Source organism: Enterobacter mori LMG 25706, assembly GCF_000211415.1.
In the GTDB taxonomy this organism is placed as follows: Bacteria; Pseudomonadota; Gammaproteobacteria; order Enterobacterales; family Enterobacteriaceae; genus Enterobacter; species Enterobacter mori.
On record NZ_GL890779.1, the window covers coordinates 37,191 to 49,106 of the forward strand.

The following is an 11,916-nucleotide window of genomic DNA, read 5'->3' on the forward strand; positions in this document are numbered from 1 at the left end:
ACGCATCATGAGCGAAGAAGGACTCTCGCCACGCGAAGCCACGCGAAAATCGATGGGGCAAATTCAGGGTGCGCTGGTCGGTCTTGCAATGGTGCTCTCAGCGGTGTTTATCCCGATGGCGTTCTTTGGCGGCACCACCGGTGCGATTTACCGTCAGTTTTCCATCACGATTGTCTCCGCGATGGTGCTCTCGGTGCTGGTCGCGATGATCCTCACCCCCGCCCTCTGCGCCACCCTCCTCAAGCCGTTACATAAAGGCGAGCATCACGGGCAAAAAGGCTTTTTCGGCTGGTTTAACCGCATGTTCAACCGCAACGCGGCGCGCTATGAGGCGGGCGTGGGTAAGATCCTGCATCGCAGCGTGCGCTGGATGGCGATTTATGTCCTGCTGTTAGGCGGAATGGTGTTCCTGTTCCTGCGTCTGCCAACCTCCTTCCTGCCGCTGGAAGATCGCGGCATGTTTATCACCTCCGTTCAGCTGCCAAGCGGTTCTACGCAGCAACAAACCTTGAAGGTGGTGCAGAAGGTTGAGAACTATTTCCACACCAAAGAGAAAGATAACGTTGTTTCCGTCTTCTCCACCGTCGGCTCGGGTCCGGGCGGGAACGGGCAGAACGTCGCACGCATGTTCGTGCGCCTGAAAGACTGGGATCAGCGCGACAGCGACACAGGCTCCTCGTTCGCCATTATTGAACGCGCGACGAAAGCCTTCAGCCATATCAAAGAAGCGCGCGTATTTGCCAGCAGCCCTCCGGCCATCAGCGGTCTGGGGAGTTCCGCCGGGTTTGATATGGAACTGCAGGATCACGCGGGAGCCGGACATGACGCGTTAATGGCTGCGCGCGATAAATTGCTCGATCTGGCCAGCAAGGATCCACAGCTGACCCGCGTACGTCACAACGGCCTGGATGACAGCCCGCAGCTCCAGGTCGATATCGACCAGCGTAAAGCGCAGGCGCTCGGCGTATCCATTGATGACATCAACGACACGCTGCAAACGGCCTGGGGCTCAAGCTACGTCAACGACTTTATGGATCGCGGCCGCGTGAAAAAGGTCTACGTTCAGTCTGCCGCCAAATACCGTATGCTGCCGGACGATATTAACCGCTGGTATGTGCGTAATAACGCAGGGGGCATGGTGCCGTTCTCCGCCTTCGCCACGTCGCGTTGGGAAACCGGCTCACCGCGCCTGGAACGCTATAACGGCTACTCGGCGCTGGAGATCGTAGGTGAAGCCGCGCCGGGCGTCAGTACCGGTACCGCGATGGATATTATGGAAAAACTGGTGCAGCAGTTGCCAACCGGGTTTGGCCTGGAGTGGACGGCGATGTCGTATCAGGAGCGGCTCTCCGGTGCACAGGCCCCTGCGCTGTACGCCCTGTCGCTGCTGGTGGTCTTCCTCTGCCTTGCCGCACTGTATGAGAGCTGGTCAGTACCGTTCTCGGTGATGCTGGTGGTACCGTTAGGCGTCATCGGTGCACTGCTGGCAACCTGGATGCGCGGCCTGGAGAACGATGTTTACTTCCAGGTGGGGCTGCTGACCGTTATTGGCCTGTCGGCCAAAAACGCCATTCTGATCGTGGAATTTGCCAATGAGATGAATGCGAAAGGCCAGGACCTGCTAGCCGCAACGCTGTACGCTTGCCGCCAGCGTTTACGCCCGATTCTGATGACCTCTCTGGCGTTTGTCTTCGGGGTACTGCCGATGGCGACCAGTTCGGGTGCTGGTTCCAGCAGCCAGCATGCGGTCGGTACCGGGGTGATGGGGGGGATGATTTCAGCCACGATTCTGGCTATTTATTTCGTGCCGCTGTTCTTTGTGCTGGTGCGACGCCGCTTCCCGCTGAAGGAAAAGCCTGAGTAACCAACGAAATAAAAAAAGGCGGCTTTCGTAGCCGCCTTTTTATTGTGTGATTCATTCACACTATGGTTATTTTACTTATTTAAGTGCGCTTGCAATTCTTACTGAATGTCATTTATGAAGCATGCCTTCGATAAAATCTTTCCAGTTCCCCAGTTCACGTTCAATCATAACAACCTCTCTTATTATTATGCGCATTCTACGGAAACGTATCATCATTGTGAAGACTATTTAACCAATTGCAGTGATTATACCCCGCTATCCCCGGTGGATTTATGATAAATATGAACGCACGCCCTTAAATTTTGTGTGACCGCCAGCAATATTTTGAAATAACCCTACGAGCAGATGATTAGATATTTAACCACTGACTTTATTAGAGATTTAAACCTGATAGACATCTATGCTTAAATGATGAAAGAATATTCAGCTTACAGGTGTGAGGTGAATTAAGGAGAATTGTAAATCAAGAGAATTCCTGAATGTGTTATATTCCACTTAAGGATATATCTTCGAATTTATTGAACATTCTTTCTGCATAAGAACAAAAGGATTCACTATGATTGTGATGTACGGCATTAAAAATTGCGACACTATCAAAAAAGCCCGCCGCTGGCTTGAAGCAAACAACGTAGAGTACCGCTTTCACGATTACCGTGCTGATGGTCTGGATGCAGAATTTCTGCATACCGCGATCGGTGAACTGGGCTGGGAAGCGCTGCTCAATACCCGGGGCACCACCTGGCGTAAACTGGATGAATCCGTCCGCGCCGGTATCACCGATGCGGACAGCGCGGCAGAACTGATGCTTGAAATGCCAGCAATTATCAAAGCGCCCATTGCTCTGCAAGCCAGGTCAGCCTATGCTGCTGGGTTTCAGTGAAACCCTTTATTCTGACTTTTTTCGTTGAGGTGTAGTCTATGTCATGCCCGGTCATTGAGCTGACTCAGCAGCTTATCCGCCGTCCTTCCCTTAGCCCGGACGATGCAGGTTGTCAGGCATTAATGATTGAGCGTCTGCGTGCCATCGGTTTTACCGTTGAGCGCATGGATTTTGGCGATACGCAGAACTTCTGGGCCTGGCGCGGTCAGGGGGAAACGCTGGCGTTTGCCGGGCATACGGATGTGGTTCCCGCGGGTGATGCAGACCGCTGGATCAATCCCCCGTTCGAACCCACCATCCGCGACGGTATGCTGTTTGGCCGCGGTGCGGCAGACATGAAAGGCTCACTGGCGGCCATGGTCGTGGCCGCAGAGCGTTTCGTTGCCCAGCATCCTAATCATAAAAATCGTCTCGCGTTTTTGATCACCTCCGACGAAGAAGCCAGCGCGCATAACGGTACCGTGAAAGTCGTTGACGCGCTGATGGCGCGTAACGAACGGCTGGACTACTGCCTGGTGGGCGAGCCATCCAGCACCGAAGTGGTGGGCGATGTCGTGAAAAACGGTCGTCGCGGGTCCATGACCTGTAATCTGACCATTCACGGTGTACAGGGGCACGTGGCCTATCCTCACCTGGCCGACAACCCGGTGCACCGTGCCGCGCCAATGCTGAACGAACTGGTGGGGATAGAGTGGGACAAAGGCAACGAATTCTTCCCACCAACCAGCATGCAGATTGCCAACGTCAAGGCCGGAACCGGCAGCAACAACGTCATCCCTGGCGATTGCTTTGTTCAGTTCAACTTCCGCTTCAGCACGGAACTGACCGACGAGATGATCAAAGCCCGCGTGATCGCACTGCTGGAAAAACACCAGCTACGCTATACCGTGGAGTGGTGGGTGTCCGGCCAACCCTTCCTGACGCAGCGTGGAAAGCTGGTAGATGCGGTAGTGAACGCCATCGCACACTATAATGAAATTAAGCCACAACTGCTGACGACTGGCGGCACCTCTGACGGACGCTTTATCGCCCGTATGGGTGCACAGGTTGTCGAACTGGGTCCAGTAAACGCGACCATTCACAAAATCAATGAATGCGTCAATGCGGCTGATTTACAACTGCTGGCCCGTATGTATCAACGTATTATGGAGCAGCTCGTCGCCTGACGTCTGCTTAGAGGATTAGCGAATGGACTGGCTTTCAAAGTACTGGTGGATTCTGGTGTTGGTGTTTCTGGTAGGCGTGCTGCTGAACGTGATTAAAGATCTGAAGCGCGTTGACCATAAGAAGTTCCTCGCCAACAAACCGGATCTTCCGCCACATCGTGATTTTAACGACAAGTGGGACGATGAAGACGACTGGCCGAAAAAGGACCAGAAGAAGTAATTGTTAACCCCCTCACCCTAACCCTCTCCCCATAGGGGAGAGGGAACCGGTTGGTGCAGTCTTTCTCCCTCGCCCCTTTGGGGAGAGGGCCGGGGTGAGGGGAATCCTCACATAAACTCTACAATATCATCATCATTCGGCTTACCGCCGCTGAGTGCTTCGTCGAAGTAGTGCTTCGGCACGGTATAACGCAAACGATCGAGCGCAAACTGCATGCTGCGGTCGTCAATCGCGTGCCCCAGATCGTCAACGATATCCAGCGTGACGTCCCCGCCAGCGCGGATAAGCGATTCCTGCGCGGCAACCGCATGCGAAAGCTCAATCACCCGATCTTCACCACCGTGGATCAGATGAATGGTAGTCTGCGTCGTCACGCTGCCGGGAAGAGTGGCGAAACGACCGTTGAAGGCAATCACGCGGGATACCAGCCCTGGCTGTGCTTTCACACTCTCCAGCGACATAATTGACCCCTGTGAAAAACCAATCAGCGCCGTTGCGTCAGCACCCACGCCGCTCTGCTGCTGCCAGTAGCGTACGGTATCGATGAAGGTCGGCATGATGGCATCGATGCGCGCCTGACGGTTCTCTTCCGTTACACCCTGCACCGAAAACCACTGGCGACCTTCAGGGCCGCAAGGCTCTACGCCGCCGATGCTGACAATCAGCGCATCCGGGAAAACCGGCGCAAACCAGCTGCCAATCTGCCCCATATTGACGGCGTTATCGCCAACGCCATGAAACAGCAGCAGTAACTGTTTAGCCGGTTTTTCAGGGCTTTGAACAACAAAATGGTCGTGTTTCATGGCGATCTCCTTAAGTGATGAGCAGGATTCTACGCCTCTGTGGGGTAATGACCATGCCACTTTACTGATGAAGTCATTGAAAAAATTGCCATTGCAAAATGTCGCCTTTCAACTTCTGACAGCGTGTTTCATCAAGACTTTCAAGCGCTTGTGCTGTTTCTTTGCGCAGGTTCGCCAGCATGGATTTTCGCCCGGCGTTATCCGTTTCCCCCGCCAATTTACTGCGCAAAAGCGGGAGCGGCATGTCCACGTTTAACAGCAAGCGGGTTAACGCGGCAACGGAGGTCGAGAACGCCCGATGCGCAAAGGCAAACCCCGCCAGCTCCTGCCAGTCGTCATTATTAAGGGTAGCTTCCCAGCCATCTGACACCGGGATCTTTTCGCCATTCCAGGCCGAGAGGACCCGTGCGTCACGCCGCAGACGCTGATGTGCCTGCGTGCACAGCTGATGCCCCGCCTCGCTGAGCGGCAGCAACGCCATCGCGGTGAAGCAGCCGCTGCTCGCTTCGCGGTGGCTGCCTATCCGCACCAGCACAAAGCCGCACTGCTGCCAGAAGCGCCACAGCTCGTCGGTATAGCCAAAACTCACGGAGAGATAATCCTCCCCGCTGGCGCTACGGATAAGCCGACGACCAATACCTTCCCGTTGACGATGGGGATGAACGGCAATACGCGTGATCCGTCGGCCCTTAAGCGTCGCAGCCAGAGGCGAGCCGCCGTGGGCAGCCAGAGACTGCGCCACCAGATTCCCTCGAGGCCGACGAAATCCCGCCCACACAGCGCGACTAAGCTCTGGGGATAAGCCGCCCTCCTCCACCAGCCAGAGAGCACCGGCGAGGGTTGAGTCGGTTTCAGCAACGGTAAAATGCTGTCCCGGCGCGTCCATCATCCGGCGTAAATCAAGCGGAGACGTGCGGTAATGCGCGGCACATAACAGCTCATAAACGCCCGCCACACGCGCCGGATTGCTTTCCCACAACTGCGGCTCCAGCGACGTTAAACGTACGTCACCTTCCGGTTTCTGGTCGATGAGCGCATCGTCAAACAGCAGAATCGCTGACACCACCCGCTCGAGGGGGCACCCGGCAGCCCAGCGAACCGGCGCTGTTAAGGTGAAAGACTGCAACCCGCTGAATCGGGTGCAAAACTTCAGCAGAAAACCCCGGCCTGTTCCTTCATAACCCTGAACCGTGGTGGTCAACAGAGCGCGGGGAAAACGCTCAACCAGCTTTTCAAGAAGCGGTCCCGGAATGGCGGCCGCCTCATCGACAATCAGCCAGTCGGCCTGCAGCGTCGAGGCGAGCAGGGCATCCGGTGCCATAAAGTGAAAATGCTCTCCCGCAAAACGGGCGAGGACATCCGTTGCCCCTTTCGCCGGTGCAGTCACTACCGCATTGCCCTGAATACGCTTTAGCAACATTCCTGCAAGCGCTGACTTTCCGCGTCCACGAGGTGCCGTGACCGCCACGACGCCAGTATTCATGGCCAGGAGCGTACGCAGGATGTCAGCCTGCTCACGCTGCGGGTCGCCGCTGGCTGGCTGCCAGTCAGGGGTTTCAGGAAACGGAGGAAGCGCTAGCGGTTGGTTTTGGCACCACAGGATGGTGTCAGGGTCAGCGGCGATGGTGCGCTGGAAATGGTGCACAAAATGCGGCGTGGCGATAGGCTCGGCGCTGTCGCTCCAGCGAACGGAGTCGCTGTCCGGTGTTTCCGCCCAGACGGAGAAAGGCGGAACCAGCAGCACCAGCAGATTCCCGGCGCGCAGCGTCCCGCTGAGGGCGGCAAAGGCCGAGACGTCGAACCCCGCGCGAGCATCAAAAACCGCGTGCTGAAACTCACGCCCCAGCAGCCCGCTGATAGCTTTCGACGGGTGTTTATCCAGCCACAGCCAGTCTCCAGGCTGGGCATCGCGCAGGGCCACCGCCTGCGTCAATGTCCAATGCGCATCGCCGCTGAGTACAACCAAACGACGATGACCTTTACGCCTGAGCTGGCTGATCAGATGTTCAAACGGCAACATTACATCGCTTTGCCGAAGGTATTACATTGCGCAGGGTCACCGCTGTCGAAGCCACGTTTAAACCAGCTGTAACGCTGCTCTGATGTACCGTGAGTGAAACTGTCTGGCACCACTCTCCCCTGGCTTTGCTGCTGGAGACGGTCATCGCCGATGGCCTGCGCGGCGTTCAGCGCCTCTTCAAGGTCGCCCGTTTCCAGAACGCCCTGCTGTTTCATGCTATTGCCCCAGACGCCGGCGAAGCAGTCCGCCTGCAGCTCCATTTTGACAGAAAGACGGTTCACTTCAGCCTGAGACGCATTCTGCTGAAGCTGACGCACTTTAGGCTCGATGCCGAGCAATTTTTGCACGTGGTGGCCGACCTCATGCGCGATCACATAGCCCTGGGCAAAATCGCCGTCGGCACCCAGTTTGCTTTTCATGTCATCATAAAATGAGAGATCGATATAGACAGTGCTGTCCGCCGGGCAATAGAACGGCCCCATCACGGACTGTCCGGTACCGCATCCGGTGCGCGTCGCACCGCGGTACATCACCAGCTTCGGCTGCTGATAGGTACGCCCCATTTTCTCGAACTGCTGGCCCCAGGTTTCTTCTGTGGTCGCGAGAATAACGGAGGTAAATTTGGCCGCTTCATCTTCGTTCGGGCTGATGGAGCGCTGCGAGTACTGCTGTTGCTGGAGCGGCTCCCCGGTCATCAAACCGGTGAGATCCACACCGTAATACCCCGCGACCAGCACCACAATCAGCAGGATGATACCGCCCTTTCCACTGGGCAACCGGAAGCCGGGACCGCCCATTGAAGGGCCGCCACCACCACTGCTGCGCCTGTCTTCTACATTGTCACTTTCACGACGCCCTTGCCAGCGCATAACCACCTCGAACTATTCCATTAATAATAGCTATGATCGTAGGCGGTTAATGACAAGATTACCATAGTAAACAAGGGTAAGACGCCAAAGGATATGAATATCCTTTGGCAATTGAGGAGATTAGTCGAGCTTAACGCCTAAACGGTGAGCAACCGCTTCGTACGCTTCAATCAGGCCACCCAGGCTCTGACGGAAACGGTCTTTGTCCATTTTATCCAGGGTTTCTTTATCCCACAGGCGGCTGCCGTCCGGGGAGAACTCATCGCCCAGCACCACTTCGCCTTTGAACAGACCGAACTCCAGCTTGAAGTCGACGAGGATCAGCCCTGCGTCATCAAACAGTTTTTTCAGCACGTCGTTCGCTTTGTAGGTCAGCTCCTGCATACGCGCCAGATTCTCTTTGCTCACCCAGCCGAAGGTTTCGCAGTAAGATTCGTTGACCATCGGGTCGTGCATGGCATCGTTTTTCAGGAACAGGTCAAACAGCGGTGGGTTCAGTTCGATACCTTCTTCAATGCCGAGACGCTTCACCAGGGAGCCAGCGGCACGGTTACGAATGACGCACTCAACCGGAACCATGTCCAGTTTTTTCACCAGACATTCCGTATCGGACAATAACGCTTCCATCTGGGTCGGGATACCCGCTTCGGCCAGTTTGCTCATAATGAAGTGGTTGAACTTGTTGTTCACCATGCCTTTACGATCGAACTGTTCAATGCGTGCGCCATCCCCTGCTGACGTATCATTGCGGAACTCGAGCACCAACAGATCCGGGTTTTCCGTGCTGTATACGGTCTTCGCTTTGCCACGATACAACTCAGCTTGCTTCTGCATCTTCATTACTCCTGGTGTGATGATTTGTGTTCAAAACTGGGGATATTATGCCACGCACACGTTTGCGTGGCACGAAAATAAAAAGGGCTGGATTCACCAGCCCTTGTATTTATTTACTGAATGCCGCCTGGAAGACGGCGACCAGCGCATCATTCTGCGACTGGGTCAGCGTGTGACCTTTCGGATCGATAAACTGCAGGCTACTGCGGTTATCGAGGTCACCTACCTGAATTTTGTAGTCACCGGAGGCAAGCTGAGGATCTTTCGCGCCCAGTTCCTGCCATGCGCTGTCAGACAGCGGCTTGTAGGTTGCCGTCATGCTACCGGTTGAACGCGTACTGTCGGTCACTTTCATGCCCACTTTTTCCAGCGTCGCTGGCAGACGCTGCCAGGTCTGGTTAAACGGTGCACGCACCACCAGCATTGGCAGACCGGTATCATCCGCCGCGCTCTGCACGTCGAAGGAAGAACCACTGCGGTTCTGCGCTGCGTTAGCGGCGTCAGTCGCGTTCTTATCCAGACCCGCTGCAATGACGTTCAGCATTTCGGTGCTGTAACGCTGCATGGATGCAGCATCAGCAACCGGTTTACCCGCCTGCTCCAGGTTTAACAGCTTAACGGTAACCGCCTGCTGATAACCCTGCGGTTTAACGGAGACTTGATAACGACCACGGTACTGCTGATCTTCATCCAGGCGGTTCCACTCGATCCAGTCCGTGGTTAACGTCTGGCTGGCATCATCGCGTTTATCAATCGTGTAGTTCTTAGACTGGATAACGCTGACCACCTGCGGCCACAGCGTGCTGTTGCGGCTGTTTTCAACCATCAGGGATGCCGTATCACCGGTAAACTGGGTACGCGCGCCGCTCACCAGCGCCAGAGGCTGAGCAGGTGGACGAATATCAAGCGCTTTACCGACAAGACCACTGCCGTTAGTGACGGGGATATTATAATCGCCGTTTTGAATCGGCAGGATCATACCAGCCGGTGCATGAAGTTCAGCAAGCGGCGCCGCATCCAGATAGGATTCATCACCGCTCACCTGACGCTTGTAGCGCGAGTCCGAACTACAGGCAGCGAGCAGCATAACAAGCGAAACACTCGCAACCTTCGCCAGGCGCGACTTCTGTACTGAATAAGCCATCAAATCTCCCTAAACTTTACAGCAAACCGGCATGCTTCAGCGCGCCAGCGACAATTTCACGACCGTGGTCGGTAATCGGTGTCATTGGCAGACGCAGCGTGTCGGATGCTACAAGTCCCAATTCCTTACACGCCCATTTCACTGGGATCGGATTGGGTTCGACAAATAATTTATTGTGCAATGGCATCAGACGCTGATTAATCACGCGAGCTTCATCAAAATGACCGGCCGCAGCCAGTTTGCACATTTCCGCCATATCGCGGGCCGCAACGTTAGCTGTTACGGAGATCACGCCATGACCACCGAGCTGCATAAAGTCCAGCGCGGTCGCATCGTCGCCGCTCAACAGGATAAAGTCATCTGAAACCAGCTCTTTGATCTGATGAACGCGGCTTAAGTTCCCTGTCGCCTCTTTAATCCCGATAATATTTTTTACTTTCGAGAGACGGCCAACGGTTTCCGGCAGCATATCGCAACCGGTACGGGACGGCACATTATACAGAATTTGTGGCAAGTCAGTATGTTCTGCGATGGCTTTGAAATGCTGGAACAAACCTTCCTGAGTTGGACGGTTGTAGTAAGGCGTGACGGTCAGACAGCCAACAATGCCGCTGTCGTTAAAACGTTGAGTCAGGCTGATAGCTTCTGCGGTTGCGTTAGCCCCTGTTCCTGCGATGACCGGGATACGTCCGTCAGCCAGCTCCAGGGTCAGCATAACCACATCGCCGTGCTCTTCGTGGCTCAGCGTGGCAGATTCACCGGTAGTCCCTACCGAAACGATCGCCGAGGTTCCATTGGCGACATGGTAATCAATGAGCTTCTTCATGCTTGACCGGCAGACATTACCTTTTTCATCCATCGGTGTAACAAGCGCGACAATACTTCCCGTGAACATGAGCCATCCTCTGTGCGAACAAGAGCCTCAATGTTACGTTTGGAACTGTAATAAAAGCAAGCGACCTGAGGCGCTCAGGCGGTTGTATGCATGTTTTTTTTATGCTTTCCTTAGGAAGACTTAACCAAGCAAAGGAAGAACAGGTTTGACAACCTCATCACAACATTACCTGGTTATCACTGCGCTGGGTGCTGACAGGCCGGGTATCGTGAACACCATCACCCGCCACGTAAGCAGCTGCGGCTGTAATATCGAGGACAGCCGTCTCGCTATGCTTGGCGATGAGTTCACGTTTATTATGCTGCTTTCCGGCACATGGAACGCCATTACGTTGATCGAATCAACCCTGCCGCTGAAGGGTGCCGAGCTGGATTTGCTGATAGTGATGAAGCGCACCACCGCGCGTCCGCGTCCGGCACTGCCTTCCACCGTCCGGGTACAGGTTGAAGTGCCTGATTCACCGCATTTGATTGAGCGTTTTACGGCGCTTTTTGACAGCCATCAGATGAACATTGCCGAACTGGTTTCCCGTACGCAGCCAAGCGATGACCATGCTCTTCCGGTGCTGTTTATTCAAATTACCGCGCACAGCCCTGCATCACAGGATGCGTCAAATATCGAGCAAGCGTTCAAAGCCCTCTGTACAGAATTAAACGCGCAGGGCAGTATAAGCGTCGTAAATTATTCGCAGCACGAACAGGATGGAGTTGAGTAATGAATCCACTGAAAGCCGGTGACATCGCACCGAAATTTAGCTTGCCGGATCAAGACGGCGAGCAAGTAAATTTGACCGACTTCCAGGGACAGCGTGTTCTGGTCTATTTCTACCCGAAAGCCATGACGCCGGGCTGTACCGTACAGGCCTGCGGCTTGCGCGACAACATGGATGAGTTGAAAAAAGTCGGTGTAGAAGTGTTGGGCATCAGCACTGACAAGCCAGAAAAGCTGTCACGATTTGCGGAAAAAGAGATCCTGAACTTCACGCTACTTTCCGATGAAGACCACCAGGTTTGCGAGCAGTTCGGCGTCTGGGGTGAGAAAACGTTTATGGGTAAAACCTACGACGGTATTCACCGCATCAGCTTCCTGATTGACGCTGACGGTAAAGTTGAGCATGTGTTTGACGACTTCAAAACCAGCAACCACCACGACGTGGTGTTGAACTGGTTGAAACAAAGTGCCTAAAAGTGAGTGTCGGGTGGCGGCTTCGCCTTACCCGAC

The 11,916-nt window shown here is 54.8% G+C and carries 12 protein-coding genes and 1 pseudogene; 6 read left to right on the forward strand and 7 right to left on the reverse strand.

Translation table 11 applies throughout. The annotated features are described in order from the left end of the window. A partial coding sequence (locus ENTMO_RS26690; protein ID WP_010433806.1) for an efflux RND transporter permease subunit occupies positions 1 to 1,864 on the forward strand: 1,864 nt, incomplete at its 5' end. A 108-nt stretch (positions 1,865 to 1,972) separates the two neighbouring features. Here the strand turns inward: ENTMO_RS26690 and ypfM are convergent. Then, the gene (ypfM, locus tag ENTMO_RS26190; RefSeq protein ID WP_157133729.1) at positions 1,973 to 2,032 is read right to left on the reverse strand and encodes a protein YpfM; all 60 of its coding nucleotides are present in this window, start codon (positions 2,030 to 2,032) and stop codon (positions 1,973 to 1,975) included. Positions 2,033 to 2,420: 388 nt separating this feature from the next. On the opposite strand from ypfM, the pseudogene ENTMO_RS24290 reads away from it, so the two are divergent. The 3 genes and pseudogenes from ENTMO_RS24290 to ENTMO_RS0117595 all read left to right on the forward strand — a co-directional run bounded on the left by ENTMO_RS24290 (position 2,421) and on the right by ENTMO_RS0117595 (position 4,130). Further along, a pseudogene (locus tag ENTMO_RS24290) lies at positions 2,421 to 2,772 on the forward strand (ArsC family reductase). Positions 2,773 to 2,782: 10 nt separating this feature from the next. Beyond that, a complete protein-coding gene (dapE, locus tag ENTMO_RS0117590) occupies positions 2,783 to 3,910 on the forward strand; it encodes a succinyl-diaminopimelate desuccinylase (RefSeq protein ID WP_010433812.1) in 1,128 nt (375 codons plus the stop codon). Between the two features lie 22 nt (positions 3,911 to 3,932). Continuing rightward, positions 3,933 to 4,130 (forward strand): YpfN family protein, encoded by a 198-nt coding sequence (locus ENTMO_RS0117595; protein WP_000383991.1) that lies wholly within the window; start codon positions 3,933 to 3,935, stop codon positions 4,128 to 4,130. A gap of 107 nt (positions 4,131 to 4,237) precedes the next feature. On the opposite strand, the gene ypfH is transcribed toward ENTMO_RS0117595, so the two are convergent. From ypfH to dapA, 6 genes are all read right to left on the reverse strand, one after another. Further along, positions 4,238 to 4,933, reverse strand: a complete 696-nt coding sequence (ypfH, locus tag ENTMO_RS0117600) for an esterase (RefSeq protein ID WP_010433816.1) — start codon at positions 4,931 to 4,933, stop codon at positions 4,238 to 4,240. A 73-nt stretch (positions 4,934 to 5,006) separates the two neighbouring features. After that, positions 5,007 to 6,953, reverse strand: coding sequence for a tRNA(Met) cytidine acetyltransferase TmcA (locus tag ENTMO_RS0117605; protein ID WP_010433818.1), 1,947 nt, complete (start codon positions 6,951 to 6,953; stop codon positions 5,007 to 5,009). Beyond that, positions 6,953 to 7,822, reverse strand: coding sequence for a KPN_02809 family neutral zinc metallopeptidase (gene ypfJ / locus ENTMO_RS0117610; RefSeq protein ID WP_029485160.1), 870 nt, complete (start codon positions 7,820 to 7,822; stop codon positions 6,953 to 6,955). The genes ENTMO_RS0117605 and ypfJ overlap by 1 nt, the downstream gene beginning before the upstream one ends. A 120-nt stretch (positions 7,823 to 7,942) precedes the next feature. Further along, positions 7,943 to 8,656: a phosphoribosylaminoimidazolesuccinocarboxamide synthase gene (gene purC / locus ENTMO_RS0117615; protein ID WP_010433825.1), complete on the reverse strand. Its 714-nt coding sequence runs from the start codon at positions 8,654 to 8,656 to the stop codon at positions 7,943 to 7,945. Positions 8,657 to 8,765: 109 nt separating this feature from the next. Further along, on the reverse strand, positions 8,766 to 9,800 hold the full coding sequence (gene bamC / locus ENTMO_RS0117620; RefSeq protein ID WP_010433828.1) for an outer membrane protein assembly factor BamC: 1,035 nt from the start codon (positions 9,798 to 9,800) through the stop codon (positions 8,766 to 8,768). Positions 9,801 to 9,816: 16 nt separating this feature from the next. Continuing rightward, complete coding sequence (dapA, locus tag ENTMO_RS0117625; RefSeq protein ID WP_010433831.1) at positions 9,817 to 10,695, reverse strand: 4-hydroxy-tetrahydrodipicolinate synthase; 879 nt, start codon at positions 10,693 to 10,695, stop codon at positions 9,817 to 9,819. A 145-nt stretch (positions 10,696 to 10,840) separates the two neighbouring features. On the opposite strand from dapA, the gene ENTMO_RS0117630 reads away from it, so the two are divergent. Beyond that, complete coding sequence (locus tag ENTMO_RS0117630) at positions 10,841 to 11,410, forward strand: glycine cleavage system transcriptional repressor (protein ID WP_010433834.1); 570 nt, start codon at positions 10,841 to 10,843, stop codon at positions 11,408 to 11,410. Further along, complete coding sequence (gene bcp, locus ENTMO_RS0117635; RefSeq protein ID WP_010433836.1) at positions 11,410 to 11,880, forward strand: thioredoxin-dependent thiol peroxidase; 471 nt, start codon at positions 11,410 to 11,412, stop codon at positions 11,878 to 11,880. The genes ENTMO_RS0117630 and bcp overlap by 1 nt, the downstream gene beginning before the upstream one ends. Positions 11,881 to 11,916: the final 36 nt, after the last annotated feature.